The organism is Methylobacterium sp. J-092, assembly GCF_022829325.1.
Taxonomy (GTDB): domain Bacteria; phylum Pseudomonadota; class Alphaproteobacteria; order Rhizobiales; family Beijerinckiaceae; genus Methylobacterium.
Window position 1 is genome coordinate 32,930 of sequence record NZ_JAKSXU010000093.1, and the last position, 16,574, is coordinate 49,503.

The following is a 16,574-nucleotide window of genomic DNA, read 5'->3' on the forward strand; positions in this document are numbered from 1 at the left end:
AGGGACCCGGCGCGGCGCGGGCCGCGCCGGGTCACAGGCAGGGATCGTGTGCCGCCTCGAGCCGGCCCGCCTCGATCGCGGCGAGGAAGGCCTGGTAGTCCGCCCCGTTCCGGTCGCCGTAGGCGTGCGCCCAGTCGGCCAGCGCCTCGCGCAGGTCGGCGTGGCGGTCCTTGCCGCAATAGCCGGCGATGGCCGCCGCGTCGCCGGTGCGGGCATGCGCGCGGGCGAGCAGCGCGCCGTAGGCCCAGGAGAAGTACAGCAGCGGCTGCCCGGTCATGCAGGAGACCGGGATCTCACCCTTCATGTTCTTCATCTGCCGCACGTAGAATGGGCGGTCGGTGATCGTGGTCCAGCCGAGCAGCGGGTCGCCGACGCCCTGGAGCAGGCGCTGGCCGTAGATCACCCGCTCGCCCTCGTGGCTGGCATAGGGCTCCGGCATGCCGGGCAGGTAGGGGGCGTGGGCCGGGCGCACCGCCTCCTTCACCTGCAGGAAGAGCACGTCCTGGTCCGAGTTGCCGCAGAGCAGCGCCACGTAGGCGCGGGTCCCGACGCTGCCGACCCCGACGACGCGGTGGGCGACGTCGACCACGTGGTAGCGGCTCAGCATGAACCGGCGCTCGCGCGGCAGCGTCTCGGCGTAGTGCTCGAGCCCGGTGATCACCGACTCGCGGGTGTCGTCGTCGACGCGCGTGAGGATCGGCGCGTCCTCGCGGAAGCGCCAGCCTCCGTCGACGCGGCGCTCGCCGACGCGGGCGAGCAGGCTCTGGTTGTTCTTCTTGCGCGCCTTCTCCACCGCCTTGCGCACGACGGCCTGGGACGCCTCGTCGATGCGGACGCCGGAGAAATCGAGCTCGTCGGCGCGGGTGGCCTGCTGCCAGACGTCGAGGGACCCCTGCGGCGCGAGGTCCAGCATCGTGTGCTGGTAGCCGCCGACGGCGGCCATCACCGCCTGCCGGCGCTGGTCGGCGGGCACCCCGTCCTCGCGGGCCGCGACCTCGATGCTGGCAACGAGGCGCTTCAGGTCCCACTCCCAGGGGCCGATCGTGACCTCGTCGAAATCGTTGAGATCGAGCACGACGTCGCCCTGCGGCGTCCCGAACAGGCCGAAATTCGAGATGTGCGCGTCGCCGTTCATCACCACCATGATCTCGCTGCGCGGGCTGTGCGCGAGATCCCAGGCCATGACGTGGGCCGCCCCGCGCAGGAAGGCGAAGGGCGAGCTCGCCATGCGGGCGACGCGCAGCGGCACCAGCTCGGGCTGCCGGCCCTCGTGAGCGCCCGCGATCAGGTCGACCGGATCGGGCCGGTCGGCGGGCAGGTCGAGGGCGGCGTGAGCTGCATGGTCCACCACCTCGCGCAGGCGCTTGCCGGCGGCGCGGCGCTTGTCCCAGGGCTCGCCGCCGGCGCGGAGATCGATGTGCGGGTAGTCGGCCAGCGGCTCCAGGACGCCGGCTTCGGCGGCCTCGTCCGCGGCCGCGTGGTCCTGGCCGGTCTCGGCGCCGGCGGACGCGTCCTCGCCGTGGATGGGGTTCGGTCGTTCCATGGCTGCCTGCGACTCCGATCGACCGGGGACAACCTTGACCGCATAAGTTCGTTGCGGCGGCGGGGATTATGTCGCCATCGAATCCGTGGGGCGTAGCGCGGAAGGGTTACGATATCGGACGCCGGGCCGATCCGGCCTTCACGTCAGCTCCACCGTCACGGGCACGTGGTCCGAGGGTTTCTCCAATCCGCGCAGGTGCTTCTGCACCGAGGCCGCGACCAGGCGGTCGGCGGCCTGGGGCGAGAGCAGCAGGTGGTCGATGCGGATGCCGAAGTTTCGCGACCAGGCGGCAGCCTGGTAGTCCCAGAAGCTGTAGAGGCCGGGGCGCGGGTCGCAGGCGCGGACCGCGTCGGTCAGCCCTTCGGCGAGGAGCGACCGGAACGCCGCGCGCGTCGTGGGCAGGTAGAGCGCGTCGTCGGCCCAGGCCGAGGGCTCGGCCGCATCCTCCGGCTTGGGAATGACGTTGTAGTCGCCGGCCAGCACCAGGGCGGTCTCCTCGCGCATCCGCGCGCGGGCATGCAGGCGCAGGCGCTCGAGGAAGGCGAGCTTGTAGGGGTATTTCGGGCTCGCCACCGGGTTGCCGTTCGGCAGGTAGATCGAGGCCACCCGAACCGGCGCGACGCCGTCCCCGGCGACCAGCGCCTCGACGTAGCGGGACTGCTCGTCCTCGGCGTCGCCCGGAAGCGCGCGCAGAACGGTGTCCGGATCGTAGGTCAGCGGCGCGCGCACCAGCAGCGCGACCCCGTTATAGGCCTTCTGGCCCACGGCCTCGACCGCGTAGCCCGCCGCCTCGATCTCGGCGCGCGGAAACGCCTCCTCCTGGCACTTCAACTCCTGCAGGCAGACCACGTCCGGCTTGGCCTCGTCGAGGAAGGCGAGCAGGTGCCCGACCCGCTGCTTGATCGAATTGACGTTCCACGTGGTGATGCGCATCGCTGGCGTCCTGGAGAGCGGAGCCCGTCATCGGGCCTTCGCACCGCCCTGACAAGCGGAAGGCCGGACGCATCGTCGTCCGTCCCGCAACGAGGTCGCCGGTGGACTGGTTCGAGCCGATCGCCGGCTATTGCGAGCGCGGGAGCCCGGCGTTCTGGGCCGAGCCGGTCAACGCCGTCTCCAACGCCGCCTTCCTCGTCGCCGGCACCGTCGCGTTCCGGCGTGCCCGCACGGTGGACGATCGGCCCGCCGCCGCTCTCGCGCTCCTGACGGCAATCGTCGGCGTCGGATCCTTCCTGTTCCACACCCTCGCCGTGCGCTGGGCGATGCTCGCCGACGTGGTGCCGATCACCGTGTTCATCCACGCCTACTTCTTCCTGGCGATGGTGCGGTTCCTGCGATTCGGGCTCGTGGCAGCGGCGGCGGCGACCCTGGCGTTCGCGGGCTTCGGCTTCGGGCTCGTCCCCGCCCTCGATGCCGCCGCCGGGCGCTCGGTCGAGGCCCTCACCAACGGCTCGGTCGATTACCTGCCGGCCGTGCTGGCGCTCCTCGGCGTCGCGGTCGGGCTGCGATGGCTCGGCGACCCGTCGTCGACCGCCCGGCGGCTCGCCGCGCTGGCGCTCCTGTTCGGCGTCTCACTCGCCCTGCGCACGATGGACCGCAGCGTCTGCGCGCGCGTGCCCGTCGGCACCCACGCCCTCTGGCATCTGCTGAATGCCGGCATCCTCTTCGGCCTGGTCGTCGCCGCCGTGCGGCATCGGGCGGCGTCGCGCCGCCGGTGACGGGGGGCGCCCGGAGACGACCGAGACCGGCCGATTTCTTGCGCCTCCCGGCAAATCGGGGCAGAAGGACGCCGCCGCAGCCGATGGGGCGCGCGGCGTACCCCGCGCCCGTCCGCGCTGGCCGACAGGCCGCCGACGGCGCAGGGCAGAAGGCTACGAAAACCAGCATGTCCCAGAGCTTCCGCCTCGGTGTCGCCGGTCTCGGCACGGTCGGTGCCGCCGTCGTCCGCATGATCGCGCGCCGCTCGTCGGCGCTCGCCGCCGCCACCGGCCGCGACATCCGCGTCGTCGCGGTCTCCTCCCGCGACCGGACGCGCGACCGCGGGTTCGACGTCGCCGGGCTGCACTGGTTCGACGACCCGGTGGAGATGGCGCGCTCGGCCGAGGTCGACTGCGTGGTTGAGCTGATCGGCGGTTCGGAAGGGCCGGCCAAGGCGGTCGTCGAGGCGGCGCTCGCCGCCGGCAAGCCGGTCGTCACCGCGAACAAGGCGCTGCTCGCCCTGCACGGCGCGGCGCTGGCGACGTCCGCCGAGACCGCGGGCGTGGCCCTGGCCTACGAGGCGGCGGTCGCCGGCGGCATCCCGGTGATCAAGGCGCTGCGCGAGGGGTTGGCCGGCAACGCGGTGAGCCGCGTCTACGGGATCATGAACGGCACCTGCAACTACATCCTCACCCGGATGGAGCGCGAGGGCCTGACCTTCGAGGCCTGCCTCAAGGACGCGCAGGCGCTGGGCTACGCCGAGGCCGACCCGACCTTCGACGTCGAGGGCTTCGACACCGCCCACAAGCTCGCGATCCTGACGAGCCTCGCCTTCGGCACCGCGATCGACGCCGAGGGCGTCTCGGTCGAGGGCATCTCCGGCGTGAAGCCGCTGGACCTGCTGATGGCCGAGGAGCTCGGCTACCGGATCAAGCTGCTCGGCGTCGCGCAGGCGACGGAGGCCGGGATCGAGCAGCGCGTGCACCCGACCATGGTGCCGAAATCCTCCAGCATCGCCCAGGTGATGGGCGTGACGAACGCGGTGACGATCGACGCGGACGCCGTCGGCGAGCTGACCCTGATTGGCCCGGGCGCCGGCGGCGAGGCCACGGCGTCGGCGGTCGTCGCCGACATCGCCGACCTCGCCGCCGGCCTGACCCGCCCGACCTTCGGCTGCCCGACCGCGCAGCTGCGCCCCGCCGAGCGGGTCGAGATGCAGCGCCACGAGGGCGGCTATTACATCCGCCTCACGGTCCACAACCGGCCCGGCGTCGCGGCGGGCGTGGCCACCCGCATGGCCGAGCGCGAGATCTCATTGGAGAGCATCCTGCAGCGCCGCACCGGGGAGACGGCGGAGAGCGATCCGCACGGGCGCTCCGGGCAGCCGGTGCCGCTGGTGCTGATCACCTACGCCGCGACGGAGGGCAACATCCGCGCGGCGCTCGACGCCATCGCCGCCGACGGGCTGCTGGCCGAGGCGCCGCAGCTCATCCGAATCGAGCGGGAATAAGCCTCCTCGGCGCTCGAAGGATAAGCACTATCGTTCCTCTTCGCTGGAAATTCGGAAACCTGAGTTATTTTCGTGCATCCTGCCTGCGCTAAGCTGTAGGAGCAGGGCACCGAAAACGTTCGGGCCGCGGGAAGGGCTTGGGAAACGATGGACGAGGCGCTCATGCAGGGCTCGCGGAGCGTCGTCGCGCGCACGCTCACCCTCGAACTCGCGCGCGTGACCGAACGCGCTGCCATCGCCGCGGCGGCCCTGCGCGGGCAGGGCAACGAGAAGGCCGCCGACCAGGCCGCCGTCGACGCGATGCGGGCCGAGCTCAACGCGCTGCCGATCGACGGCACCGTGGTGATCGGCGAGGGCGAGCGCGACCAGGCGCCGATGCTGTTCATCGGCGAGCGCCTCGGCAGCGGCGGCGGGCCGCGCGTCGACCTCGCGGTCGATCCGCTGGAGGGTACGACCCTGTGCGCCAAGGACATGCCGGGCGCCATCGCGATCATGGCGATGGCCGAGCGCGGCTCGCTCCTCGCCGCCCCCGACGTCTACATGCAGAAGATCGCGATCGGCCCGGGCTATCCGCCGGGGGTCGTCGACCTCGACGCCAGCCCCGCCGACAACATCGCTGCGCTCGCCCGCGCCAAGGGCGTGCCGGCCTCGCAGATCGTGGCGATCGTCCTCGACCGGCCGCGCCACGCCGACCTCGTCGCCGCGATCCGCGCGGCGGGCGCCGGGGTCCGCCTGATCTCGGACGGCGACATCGCCGGCATCATCTTCACCAACTCGCCCCACGAGACCGGCGTCGACATCTATCTCGGGACCGGCGCGGCGCCCGAGGGCGTGATCGCGGCCGGCGCGCTGCGCTGCATCGGCGGCCAGATGCAGGGCCGGCTGATCCTCGACACGCCCGAGAAGCGCCGGCGGGCGCAGGACATGGGCATCGGCGACCCCAACCGGAAATACGAGCTCACCGACCTCGCCCGGGGCGACGTCATCGTGGCGGCGACCGGCGTCACCGACGGCGCGCTGCTGCGCGGCGTGCGCTTCAGGCCCGGCGTGATCGAGACCGAGACCGTGGTCTACCGCTCGGCCACGGGCACGGTACGGCGCATCCTCGGCGAGCACCGCCGCACGGAGCGCAACGTCGACTGAGCATGCGCGAACGCCGTCCGCGGAGTCTCCCCCTGCGGACGGCGCGGTCGTTCCCCGCTCAGTTCAGGACGACGACCTTGGTGCCGACGTTGACGCGGCTGAACAGATCGATCGCATCCTGATTGATCATGCGGATGCAGCCCGACGAGACGCTCTTGCCGATCGAGTTCGGATCGAGGGTGCCGTGGATGCGGAACAGCGTGTCCTTGTTGCCCTGCCACAGGTACATGGCCCGGGCGCCGAGCGGGTTGCGGTTGCCGCCGGGAACGCCGACGCCGCTCGGCAGCGTGTCGACCTCGCGGGCGAGGTGCGGCGTCCGGGCGATCATCTCCTTGGGCGGGTACCAGTCGGGCCAGGCCTGCTTCAGGTTCACCGTGGCGGTGCCCGACCACGAGAAGCCCTGCTTGCCCACGCCGACTCCGTAGCGCCGCGCCCGGCCGTCGGCCTGGACGAGGGTGAGCTGGTGCGCCCGCGGGTCGACGATGATCGTGCCGGGCTCGTAGGGCCCGGTATAGGCGATCTCCTGGCGCAGGAACGCCGGGTTGGTCTTCTTCCAGTTGAACGCCGCCACCGGGAACGCGTCGTCGGCGATCGCGGCATAGGCCTTGTCGTAGCTGATCGGGCCGTTGTCGATCGGCCGGTTGATCGCGGCGGCCATGGCCGGGGAGAGCTGGTTGGCGCCGGGCTTCGGCCCGACGGTGAGCGGCGCGGCGGGCGCGTCGGCCGGGCTCTCGGCCAGCGTCTCGGGCGGGCGCTCGGCGAGCTGCTGGCGCTCGGGGGCGAGGCGGCGCTCGGACGTCGTCGCGCGATCGGGAACGGCGCGGCCGAACTCGACGCGGCCGGCATAGGGCTCGTAGCGGCCGGCGCGGAGGCGGTAGAGCGCGCCGGTCTGGTCCTGGAACAGGCGGTCGTCGTCGCCGACGCCGTCGATGGCGCTCGAGGCGAGGGTGCCCCGTCCCTGGGCGTGACCGGGCGCGGTCGCGGACAGGCTCGCGAGGCTGGTCATCGCGCCGACGAGCAGAAGGCTTCGCAGGGTATTCGACATGGCGGTTCGAAACGTCCTTGATCCGAGGTCCCCGGGTCGGCGCGGGGCCGGCACGGAACCTTGAGTCACGCGGTCGTGCAGCGGCGGCCGCGATCCGGTGGTGACGATCCAAGGCTTAGCAAGTCCCGGCCCGTCGCGTCATCCTCCGCAGCGTCCCGGACGCCGTTTCATCGCGTGCCGTCGATTCCTTGCAACGGTCGGCGCCGAGCGCGCGCTCGTCTATCGAGAATCTGCCGGGCCGCGAGATCTGCAGTGCAGAGCCGGTGCGTGGCCGGAACGGGAGGCGAGAGCTGGATCGCAGCATCCGGGCGCCCGTCGGCACCCGCCCTTTACCATGCCCGATCGTTCCCGGCAGAGCGGGGACAAGTTGCGGAGACGCGATTGATTTGTCGCCCGTCTTGGCGCCAACAGTATCGCAGATCACACCATCTTCGGACATCGACCCGTGTCATCCGCTTCGAACTTGCGCGCGCGCCTCGCGGCGTCGCTCCTGGCGCTCGCCTGCGTCGTCGCGGTCCCGGCCGTCGCCCGGGACGCCGCGAAGCGTCCGGAGCGCCCGCGCCCGGTCCAGACCGTCGAGCCGGACGCGTCCGAGCCGAAGGCCGCCTGGACGGCGGGGACCGCGCCGCCGGACTGCACGCGTGCCCGCCGCAAGTTGTGGCAGCCCGAGCAGGGCTGGATCGTGAAGGCCATCACCACCTGCCATTGAGGCTGCGATCCGGCAACCGATCTCGGAGACGTGATCGGTTGATCCGCGGGCCATGCACCCGCACGGGATGCCCGTGGATTGGGCGGATTTCGGCGATCGCATCCTGCCCAGGCATCGTTGCCCTGAAACCCGGCACCGGGTGCTCGCTGGACGGCCGCATGCCGTCCCGTCGCCGGGCCCATTGCACCCCGAAGGTCCGACCCTCCGGAGCGCCGGTTCGTCAGGCCGGGGGGCATCCGGCGTCGCGTCCGCGTCTGGCACGGTTGCTGCTTGGGGTGGTGCGCTGCGCCATGCGCGGCACGCTGGGCAACGAAGCCTCGCAATGCGGACGGTGTGAGTCCGGTTCCTCCGGCATGAGCGGCTGCGCCCGAGCGCCCGCCCGATCAAGACGAGCACCCACGATGGCCTCCTTCAAGACCGTGATGAAGTCGGGACATCCCCCGACGCTGTTCGCCGCCTTCCTCTACTTCGACTTCTGCTTCGCGATCTGGGTCCTCAACGGCGCCATGGGGCCGTTCATCACCGAGACCTACAAGCTCTCGCCGGCCCAGACCGGGTTCATGATCTCGCTGCCGATCCTCGCCGGCGCGATCATGCGCTTCCCGCTCGGGGTGCTCGCCCAGTACATCGGCCGGAAGAACGCCGCCATCACCGAGATGAGCGTCATCATGCTGGCGATGGCCTACGGGTTCTTCTTCATCTCCAGCTACAACGACGTGCTCGCCATGGGCGTGCTGCTCGGCATCGCCGGCGCCTCGTTCGGCGTGGCCCTGTCGCTCGGCTCGGGCTGGTTCCCGCCGGAGCACAAGGGGCTCGCGATGGGCATCGCCGGCGCCGGCAATTCCGGCACCGTGCTCGCCGTGCTGTTCGCGCCGCCGCTCGCCCAGGCCTACGGCTGGCAGGCGGTCTACGGCTTCGCCGGCTGCGTCATGGCGATCCCGCTCATCGTGATGATCGTCCTCGCCAAGGAGCCCCCGGATCTCGAGCACCAGTCCTTCAAGGACCACATCTCGTGCCTGTTCACCAAGGACGGCTGGGCCTTCTCGCTGATCTACGTCATCACCTTCGGCGGCTTCATCGGCCTGTCGAACTTCCTGCCGACGTTCTTCTACGAGCAGTTCGCGGTGACCAAGGTCGAGGCCGGCCGTCTCACCATGCTCGCCGCCTTCATGGGCTCGGGCATCCGCATCCTCGGCGGCTACTTCGCCGACCGCCTCGGCGGCATCGCCGTGCTCTCGGTCGTCCTGCTCGCCTCGATCGCATCGTTCTTGGCGCTGACCGCGACGCCGTCGCTGGCCGCGACCACGATCCTGTTCATGCTCTGCTTCGCCGCGCTCGGCGCCGGCAACGGTGCGCTGTTCCAGCTCGTGCCGCTGCGCTACCCCACCAACACCGCGGTGTCGGGCTCGATGATCGGCGAGATCGGGGCGCTCGGCGGCGCGATCCTGCCGAACGTCATGGGCTTCTCGAAGCAGTATACCGGCGCCTTCGCCACCGGCTTCGTCGTCTACGCCGTCTTCGCCGGGATCGTGCTCGGCTGCCTGTTCCTGTGGCAGCGCAAGTGGGTCGGCACCTGGGTCGGCCCGCGCGGCAAGGTGCTCGATCCGTCGGCCACCCCGGCGGCGAACGACGGCATGCGCGCCGCCACGGCCTGAACCCTCCACCATCGTCACGGATTAGCACGGGGGCTTCGGCCCCCGTTTTTCGTTTCGCCACCAGCCGACGGCGAAAAGGGCGAGCGGGGACGGCGAGACGCGACCGTCGCGGTCGCTGCCTCAGCCCGGCGCGAGGGACGCGCAGTCCGGTGCCGTGCTCGGCCCGCCACGGGTGCGATCGACCCGCCCCCGCCTCGCTCGCGCTGCCCGAGCCTTCCCGACGCCGCCGTCGGCCGACGTCGCGGTGGATTGCGCCTGCGGAAAAAACCGGGTCTTTGTCACCGACGGTTGCACTCCGGCATCGGCCGAGCGTACTGAATACGTAATGCGAAACGTCGCATCCGGTCGCGAGGCCAGGGTGCCGGCGAGGACCGCCACAAGGCGGCTGCGACAAAAATCCTGCCGGAGGATCGACGCCATGATCAAGCGCCTGAGCGCCACGAACAGCGTGCTGTTCCTGCTCTGCCTGATGTACTTCATCACCTATCTCGACCGCGTGAACATCGCCACCGCGGGCGCCGTGATCATCAAGGATCTCGGCATGTCGAACACCCAGTTCGGCCTGATCCTCTCGGCCTTCGCCTACCCCTACGCGATCTTCCAGGTGATCGGCGGCTCGGTCGGCGACAAGTTCGGCGCGCGGCGCACGCTCCTGGTCTGCGGCCTGATCTGGGCCACGGCGACGATCCTCACCGGGTTCGTCGGCGGCCTCGTCAGCCTGTTCCTCGCCCGCGTGCTGCTGGGCTTCGGCGAGGGCGCGACCTTCCCGACCGCCACCCGCGCCATGCAGAACTGGACCGCGCCCGGACGGCGCGGCTTCGCGCAGGGCATCACCCACGCCTTCGCACGGCTCGGCAACGCGGTCGCGCCGCCGATCGTCGCCTTCCTGATCTACCATTTCGGCTGGCGCTCGAGCTTCGTCATCCTCGGCGCGATCAGCTTCGTCTGGGTCGTGGTCTGGTACCTGTACTTCCGCGACGACCCGTCCGACCACAAGTCGATCACCCGAGCCGAGCTCGACGAGCTGCCGCCCCCGCGCAAGGTCGGCGCCAAGCAGTCGGTGCCGTGGGGCGCGCTGACCAGGCGCATCCTGCCCGTCACGATCACCTATTTCTGCTACGGCTGGACCCTGTGGCTGTTCCTCGGCTGGCTGCCGAGCTTCTTCAAGCAGAGCTACGGCCTCGACCTGAAGAACTCGGCGCTGTTCGCCTCGGGCGTGTTCTTCGCCGGCGTCGTCGGCGACACGCTGGGCGGCGTGCTCTCCGACCGGATCTTCGAGAAGACCGGCAACCTCAAGCTCGCGCGCCTCTCGATCGTCGTGATCGGCTTTCTCGGCGCGGCGGCGAGCCTGACCGGCGTGTTCTTCACCCGCGACCTCACCTACGTCGCGCTGCTGCTGTCCTCGGGCTTCTTCTTCGCCGAGCTGGTGATCGGGCCGATCTGGTCGGTGCCGATGGACATCGCGCCGAAGTTCGCCGGCACCGCGAGCGGGCTGATGAACACCGGGTCGGCGGTGGCGGCGATCGTCTCGCCGATCGTGTTCGGGCTCATCGTCGACGCGACCGGCGACTGGACGCTGCCGTTCGCGGGCTCGATCGGCCTGTGCCTGCTCGGCGCGGCCACCGCCTTCACCATGCATCCCGAGCGGCCCTTCGTGGAGCCGGCCGAGGCCGGTCTCGTCCCGCCGGGGGCGACCCTTCCGGCGCGCTGAGGGGATGCCGATGACGGAGACCCGACGCGAAGGCCCGCTCGCGGGCGTCAAGGTGGTCGAGCTCGCCCACATCATGGCGGGCCCGGTCTGCGGCCTGATGCTCAGCGACATGGGCGCCGAGGTGATCAAGGTCGAGAAGATCCCGGGCGGGGACGACACCCGCCGCTCGGTGCCGCCCGCGATCGAGGGCGAGAGCGCCGCCTACATGATGATGAACCGCGGCAAGCGCGGCCTCGCCCTCGACCTCAAGAGCGAGGCCGGCAAGGCGGTGCTGCACCGCCTGCTCGCCGATGCCGACGTGCTGATCGAGAACTACCGCGCCGGCACGATGGAGAAGCTGGGCTTGAGCTACGAGGCCCTCCGCGAACGCTACCCCGCCCTGGTCTACTGCTCGCTCTCCGGCTTCGGCCGCTCCGGCCCCTACGCCGAGCGCGCCGGGTTCGATCTTGTCGCGCAGGGGATGAGCGGGCTGATCAGCGTCACCGGCGCCGGGCCGGGCGAGCCGCCGATGAAGTGCGGGCCGCCGGTCACCGACATCACCGCCGGCATCCTCGCGGCGATGGGGGTGCTCGCCGCCTACACGCACCGGCTCAAGACCGGCCTCGGCCAGGTGGTCGACACCTCGCTGTTCGAGGCCGGCATCACCTTGACCTACTGGCAGTCGGCGATCGCCATGGCGACCGGGATCGCGCCGGGGCCGATGGGCTCGGCCCATCCGCTGAATGCCCCCTACGAGGCGTTCGAGACCGAAGACGGCTGGATCACCATCGGTGCGGCCAACCAGACCAACTGGCTGCGCCTGCTCGACGTGCTCGGCGCCGCGGAGCTCGCCGCCGACCCGCGCTTCGCCCTCAATGCCGGCCGCATGGAGCATCGGATCGCCCTCGCCGAGGCGCTGGCGCCGTTCTTCCGCGGCGCCACCTCCGCGGCGTGGCTCGCGCGCCTGGAGGCGGGCGGCGTGCCGGCCGGGCCGGTGCTCGACGTCAACCAGATGCACCGCGACCCGCACACGCTGGCCCGCGAGATGGTGGTCCCGGTCGATCATCCCCGCGCCGGGACGATGACGACGCTCGGGCTGCCGGTGAAGTTCTCGGCGACGCCGGGCAAGGTCCACGGCCCGGCACCGCTCTTCGGCGAGCACTCGCGCGCGATCCTGCGCGGGGCCGGCTACGACGCGGCGGCGATCGACGGCTTGATCGCGGCGGGCGTCGTGGGCGAGACGACGGCGTGACGATTGGAGAGGACTTCCACCATGAGCGACGCCGCCCCGACCGATGAGCTGCTGGTCTCCCAGGACGGCGCGATCGCCCGCATCGTCCTCAACCGGCCGCACGCCCGCAACGCGCTGACCTTCGCGATGTACGAGGGCCTGGTCACGCAGTGCCTGCGGATTCAGGAGGACGCCTCGGTCAAGGCGCTGGTGATCACCGGCGCCGGCGAGAAGGCGTTCGCCGCCGGCACCGACATCGCCCAGTTCCGCAGCTTCGAGACCGCCGAGGACGCGCTCGGCTACGAGCGCTTCATGGACCGGGTGCTCGGCACGCTGGAGCGGATGCGGGTGCCGACCATCGCGGCGATCGCGGGCGCCTGCACCGGCGGCGGGGCGGCGATCGCCGCCGCCTGCGACCTGCGCATCGCCACGCGCGACGCCCGCTTCGGCTTCCCGATCGCCCGCACGCTCGGCAACTGCCTGTCGCAGGGCAACCTCAAGCGCCTGTCGGACCTGATCGGCCCGGCGCGGGTCAAGGACATCATCTTCACCGCCCGCCTCGTCGGCGCCGAGGAGGCGCTCGCCATCGGCCTCGTCGGCGAGGTGGTGGCCGATGCCGCCGCCCTGGCCGCGCGCGCGACGGAGCTGGCGACGCTCCTGACCGGTCACGCCCCGCTGACGATGCAGGCCACCAAGGAAGGCCTGCGCCGGCTCGCCGAGGAGGCCGCCGCCCCCGAGGGCGAGCCGCAGCCCGGCGACGACCTGATCCTCAGCTGCTACATGAGCCGCGACTTTCGCGAGGGCATGGAGGCGTTCCTCGCCAAGCGCACGCCGGACTGGCAGGGGCGCTGATCCGCTTTCCCGCACGGGCGATCGAACCTCGCTCGATCCGCATTGGGTCGCCCGTTCGCCGCCCATCCCCTCGCTCCGCCTGCGGGGAGAGGGCCGCGACGACCTCGTCGTCGGCGCGGCGCGGCGGCAGCCGAAGGTGAGGGGGCTTCGACGAAGGAGCCTCGTTCGTCCCCACCCCCTCACCCTCGCTACGGCTTCGCCTCCGCTTCCCGCAGGCACGACGAGGTGCCTTCGGGCCTCTCCCCGCGTGCGGGGAGAGGGGAGAAGGGCCGCGCTACCGCGTCGACGGCAGCAGCAGGTCCGGCAGCCACAGGGCGATGCCCGGCACGAGGCACAGGATCAGGATCGCGACCGCCATCAGCACCACGAAGGGGAGCGTGCCCCAGATGATGTCCGAGAGCGGGATGTCGGGGGCGATGTTCTTGATGACGAAGATGTTGAGCCCCACCGGCGGGTGGATCAGGCCCATCTCCATGGTGATCGTCATCACCACGCCGAACCAGACGAGGTCGAAGCCCGCGGCCTTCAGCGGCGGCAGGATGATCGGCGCCGTCATCAGGATGATCGAGACCGGCGGCAGGAAGAAGCCGAGCCCGATCACCAGCCCGAGGATCGTGACCAGCAGCACCCAGGGCGAGAGCTGCATCGCCACGATCGCGGCGGCGGCCGACTGCGAGATGTGCAGGTAGCTCATCACGTAGGCGTAGAGCAGCGACATGCCGATGATCAGCATCAGCATGGTCGATTCGCGTAGGGTCGCGGTAAGGATCGGGCTGACGTCCCGCGGGCGCCAGACGCCGTAGATCACCGCGATCAGGCCGAGCGCCAGGAGGCCGCCGAGGCCCGCGGTCTCGGAGGGCGTCGCGTAGCCGCCGTAGAGCGCGACCATCACGCCGGTGAGCAGCACCACGAAGGGCAGCACCCGCGGCAGCGTCTCGAACCGCTGGCGCATGCTGTAGGTGTCCTCGGCGAGGATCGGCGACTGGACGCCGCCCCGCTCGTAGGCGGCCTTCGCGGTGGCGTACTCGGCGCGGAAGCGGAACATCGCCCACGCCGCGAACAACCCCACCAGCAGCAGCCCCGGCCCGATGCCGGCCAGGAACAGGCGCCCGAGCGACTGCTCGGCGGCCACCGCGTAGAGGATCATGGTGATCGACGGCGGCAGCAGGATGCCGAGCGTGCCGCCTGCCGCGATGATGCCGGCGGCGAAGCCCGGCGAGTAGCCGCGCTTGCGCATCTCGGGGATGCCGGCCGAGCCGATCGCCGAGCAGGTCGCGGGCGAGGACCCCGCCATGGCGGCGAACAGCGCGCAGGCGAAGACGTTGGCGATGCCGAGCCCCCCGGGGATGCGGTGCATCCAGGCATGCATCGCCGAGTACAGGTCCTGCCCCGCCTTCGAGCGACCGATCGCGGCGCCCTTCAGGATGAAGAGCGGGATCGAGAGCAGGGTGATCGAGGCCATCTCCTCGTAGACGTTCTGCGCCACGGTATCGAGCGAGGCCGACGGCATGAAGAAGAACATGAACGCCAGCGCGACGAAGCCGAGCGCGAAGGCGATGGGGATGCCGGCCAGCATCGCCGAGAGGGTGGCTCCGGCATAGAGGAAGCCGATCGCGGCGGTGCTCATCGGGTGATCCTCGCGGTGTCGACGGTGTCGCCCATCGGGTCGGTGCCGCGCGGCGTCGCGTCGGGCCGCCCGTGCATGTCCTTGTTCAGGTCGGCGCCGACGCCGATCTTCGGCGCGACCCAGCCGGCGGAGTTCGGGCCGTAGGTCAGGGCCTGGACGATCTGCACGGCGAACTGGATGCCGAGCAGGCTCATGCCGACGGCCATCAGCGCGTAGGGGATGGCGAGCGGCGGGCCCCAGCTCGATTGCGAGACCTGGCCGTCGACCCAGGCCTCGTGGAACAGCGTCCAGCTCTTCCAGGCGAAGAACACCACGAAGACGAAGCTGATCACGTCAGCCATGAGCAGGCGGGCGCGGTTGACCTTGGGCGACAGGAACCCGGTCAGCGCCTCGATCGCCACGTGGCCGCGCTTGGCCTGGACCGCGGCGGCCGAGAAGAAGGTCGCGCCGACGATCAGGAACACGGCCATCTCGTCCTGCCAGTCGGTCGGCTCGTGCAGGACGTAGCGGATCACCACGCTGTAGCTCAGCACGAGGCAGGCGCCGACGAGCGCCAGCCCGCCGAGCACCATGATCACCCCGTTCAGGCGCTTCATCGCGCGATCCATGACGCCGAGCGCGCCGGGGATCCGGGGCTCGGCGACCGCCTTCGTCTCGGAGGCGGCCGAGGCCGCGTCGAAGGCGTGGCTCATCGTGTGTGCTCCCGATGCCGACGCCTCGGGAGCGTTCCGCGGCACCGGCCGCGGCGCGCATTCGCGCTTGCCGGCCGTTGGCCGGATGGCCAGGACTGCGCTTGCATCGCGCTCATGCGACCTGCTCCGCGAGCTTGAGGAGCTCGGCGCACTGCGCGTTCTTGGAGGCGTAGTCCTTCCACGCCGTGTCGCGGGCGATGTCGCGCCACTGCCCCATGGTCTTCTCGTCGAGGTTCTGCACCTTGGCGCCGGCCTTCGCGAAGACCTGCTCGACATGGGTGTCGTCGGCCTTGGCGCCGTCCTGGCCGAAGGATTCGAGCTCGGCGCCGACGGTCATGATCAGGTCTTGCTGGTCCTTCGGCAGGCCGCTGAAGATCGACTTCGACATCATGATCGGCTCGAGCATGAACCAGTACGAGCGCTCGCGGCCGGAGGTGAGCGCCTTCGACAGCTCCTCGAGGCGGAACGAGATCAGGCTGGTGGAGGAGGTGATGACCGCGTCGCACGCGCCGGTCTGCATCGCGGCGTAGGATTCGCTCGACGGGATCGAGAGGGTGGCCGCGCCCGCCTGCTTCATCATCAGGTCCATCTCGCGCGAGCCGCCGCGGACCTTGAGGCCCTTGGCGTCGGCCGGCGCGTAGAGCGGGCGCTCGCGGCTGGCGACGCCGCCCGCTTGCCAGACCCAGGAGACGAGGATGATGCCCTTGGCGTCGAGGATCTCGGTGAGCTTGCGGCCGACCGGCGCCGCCTTCCAGGCGACGCCCTGCGCGTAGGAGGTCACCAGCCCCGGCATCAGACCGATGTTCAGCTCGGGGATCTCGCCGCCGGCGTAGGGCGACGGGTAGAGCGACATGTCGAGCGCGCCTTTGCGCATCGCGCCGAACTGGGCGTTGGTCTTCATCAGCGACGAGCCGGGATAGACCTGCACCTCCAGCGCGCCCTTCGAGCGCTCGCCGACGGCCTTCGCGAGCTTCCGGCACATGCGGTCGCGGAAGTCGCCTTCGTCGATGGTGCCGCCCGGGAACTGATGGGAGAGCTTCAGCACGGTCGCGGCCTGGGCCGCGCCGAGGCCGAAGCGCAGCAGGGCCGGCGCGGCGAGGCCGCCGGCGAGGAGGGCGCGTCGGGTCGGCATCATGATGTTTCTCCCGCGTCGCACAATCGCGACTGTATTGTTTTGCGCCG

14 protein-coding genes are annotated in these 16,574 nt (G+C 71.0%); 8 read left to right on the forward strand and 6 right to left on the reverse strand.

The window, feature by feature from the left end; genetic code table 11:
- Positions 1–31: 31 nt before the first annotated feature.
- Positions 32–1,543 carry a DUF2252 domain-containing protein gene (locus MKK60_RS10275; protein ID WP_243985508.1) on the reverse strand — a complete coding sequence of 504 codons (1,512 nt, stop codon included), beginning with the start codon at positions 1,541–1,543 and terminating at the stop codon, positions 32–34.
- Positions 1,544–1,681: 138 nt separating this feature from the next.
- Positions 1,682–2,476 (reverse strand): exodeoxyribonuclease III, encoded by a 795-nt coding sequence (gene xth, locus MKK60_RS10280; RefSeq protein WP_243985510.1) that lies wholly within the window; start codon positions 2,474–2,476, stop codon positions 1,682–1,684.
- Between the two features lie 101 nt (positions 2,477–2,577).
- Here xth and MKK60_RS10285 point away from each other — a divergent pair, with 101 nt between their 5' ends.
- From MKK60_RS10285 to glpX, 3 genes are all read left to right on the forward strand, one after another.
- The gene (locus MKK60_RS10285; protein WP_243985512.1) at positions 2,578–3,258 is read left to right on the forward strand and encodes a ceramidase domain-containing protein; all 681 of its coding nucleotides are present in this window, start codon (positions 2,578–2,580) and stop codon (positions 3,256–3,258) included.
- A gap of 167 nt (positions 3,259–3,425) precedes the next feature.
- Positions 3,426–4,748 carry a homoserine dehydrogenase gene (locus MKK60_RS10290; RefSeq protein WP_243985514.1) on the forward strand — a complete coding sequence of 441 codons (1,323 nt, stop codon included), beginning with the start codon at positions 3,426–3,428 and terminating at the stop codon, positions 4,746–4,748.
- A 147-nt stretch (positions 4,749–4,895) separates the two neighbouring features.
- Positions 4,896–5,891, forward strand: coding sequence for a class II fructose-bisphosphatase (gene glpX / locus MKK60_RS10295; RefSeq protein WP_243938841.1), 996 nt, complete (start codon positions 4,896–4,898; stop codon positions 5,889–5,891).
- A gap of 58 nt (positions 5,892–5,949) precedes the next feature.
- On the opposite strand, the gene MKK60_RS10300 is transcribed toward glpX, so the two are convergent.
- The gene (locus MKK60_RS10300; protein ID WP_243985518.1) at positions 5,950–6,936 is read right to left on the reverse strand and encodes a L,D-transpeptidase; all 987 of its coding nucleotides are present in this window, start codon (positions 6,934–6,936) and stop codon (positions 5,950–5,952) included.
- Positions 6,937–7,381: 445 nt separating this feature from the next.
- Between MKK60_RS10300 and MKK60_RS10305 the strand changes: the two genes are divergently transcribed.
- From MKK60_RS10305 to MKK60_RS10325, 5 genes are all read left to right on the forward strand, one after another.
- Positions 7,382–7,645 carry a hypothetical protein gene (locus MKK60_RS10305; protein ID WP_147844085.1) on the forward strand — a complete coding sequence of 88 codons (264 nt, stop codon included), beginning with the start codon at positions 7,382–7,384 and terminating at the stop codon, positions 7,643–7,645.
- A gap of 401 nt (positions 7,646–8,046) precedes the next feature.
- Positions 8,047–9,300 (forward strand): MFS transporter, encoded by a 1,254-nt coding sequence (locus tag MKK60_RS10310; protein WP_147728409.1) that lies wholly within the window; start codon positions 8,047–8,049, stop codon positions 9,298–9,300.
- A gap of 418 nt (positions 9,301–9,718) precedes the next feature.
- Positions 9,719–11,011, forward strand: a complete 1,293-nt coding sequence (locus MKK60_RS10315) for an MFS transporter (protein WP_243985519.1) — start codon at positions 9,719–9,721, stop codon at positions 11,009–11,011.
- Positions 11,012–11,021: 10 nt separating this feature from the next.
- Positions 11,022–12,242: a CaiB/BaiF CoA transferase family protein gene (locus tag MKK60_RS10320; RefSeq protein ID WP_243985521.1), complete on the forward strand. Its 1,221-nt coding sequence runs from the start codon at positions 11,022–11,024 to the stop codon at positions 12,240–12,242.
- 21 nt (positions 12,243–12,263) lie between these two features.
- Positions 12,264–13,073 (forward strand): enoyl-CoA hydratase/isomerase family protein, encoded by an 810-nt coding sequence (locus tag MKK60_RS10325; protein ID WP_243937584.1) that lies wholly within the window; start codon positions 12,264–12,266, stop codon positions 13,071–13,073.
- A 274-nt stretch (positions 13,074–13,347) separates the two neighbouring features.
- Here MKK60_RS10325 and MKK60_RS10335 read toward each other — a convergent pair whose 3' ends face one another.
- The 3 genes from MKK60_RS10335 to dctP all read right to left on the reverse strand — a co-directional run bounded on the left by MKK60_RS10335 (position 13,348) and on the right by dctP (position 16,527).
- Complete coding sequence (locus tag MKK60_RS10335; protein ID WP_147843305.1) at positions 13,348–14,700, reverse strand: TRAP transporter large permease; 1,353 nt, start codon at positions 14,698–14,700, stop codon at positions 13,348–13,350.
- Positions 14,697–15,392 (reverse strand): TRAP transporter small permease, encoded by a 696-nt coding sequence (locus tag MKK60_RS10340; protein WP_243947093.1) that lies wholly within the window; start codon positions 15,390–15,392, stop codon positions 14,697–14,699. Before MKK60_RS10340 ends, MKK60_RS10335 begins: the two co-directional genes overlap by 4 nt.
- 112 nt (positions 15,393–15,504) lie before the next feature.
- Positions 15,505–16,527 (reverse strand): TRAP transporter substrate-binding protein DctP, encoded by a 1,023-nt coding sequence (gene dctP, locus MKK60_RS10345; protein ID WP_147726682.1) that lies wholly within the window; start codon positions 16,525–16,527, stop codon positions 15,505–15,507.
- Between the last annotated feature and the right edge of the window lie 47 nt (positions 16,528–16,574).

Coding starts and splice junctions, on each gene's coding strand:
- MKK60_RS10275 (WP_243985508.1), bottom strand. CDS start 1,543: ATGGAACGACCGAACCCCATCCACGGCGAGGACGCGTCCGCCGGCGCC.
- xth (WP_243985510.1), bottom strand. CDS start 2,476: ATGCGCATCACCACGTGGAACGTCAATTCGATCAAGCAGCGGGTCGGG.
- MKK60_RS10290 (WP_243985514.1), top strand. CDS start 3,426: ATGTCCCAGAGCTTCCGCCTCGGTGTCGCCGGTCTCGGCACGGTCGGT.
- glpX (WP_243938841.1), top strand. CDS start 4,896: ATGGACGAGGCGCTCATGCAGGGCTCGCGGAGCGTCGTCGCGCGCACG.
- MKK60_RS10300 (WP_243985518.1), bottom strand. CDS start 6,936: ATGTCGAATACCCTGCGAAGCCTTCTGCTCGTCGGCGCGATGACCAGC.
- MKK60_RS10310 (WP_147728409.1), top strand. CDS start 8,047: ATGGCCTCCTTCAAGACCGTGATGAAGTCGGGACATCCCCCGACGCTG.
- MKK60_RS10315 (WP_243985519.1), top strand. CDS start 9,719: ATGATCAAGCGCCTGAGCGCCACGAACAGCGTGCTGTTCCTGCTCTGC.
- MKK60_RS10320 (WP_243985521.1), top strand. CDS start 11,022: ATGACGGAGACCCGACGCGAAGGCCCGCTCGCGGGCGTCAAGGTGGTC.
- MKK60_RS10325 (WP_243937584.1), top strand. CDS start 12,264: ATGAGCGACGCCGCCCCGACCGATGAGCTGCTGGTCTCCCAGGACGGC.
- MKK60_RS10335 (WP_147843305.1), bottom strand. CDS start 14,700: ATGAGCACCGCCGCGATCGGCTTCCTCTATGCCGGAGCCACCCTCTCG.
- MKK60_RS10340 (WP_243947093.1), bottom strand. CDS start 15,392: ATGAGCCACGCCTTCGACGCGGCCTCGGCCGCCTCCGAGACGAAGGCG.
- dctP (WP_147726682.1), bottom strand. CDS start 16,527: ATGATGCCGACCCGACGCGCCCTCCTCGCCGGCGGCCTCGCCGCGCCG.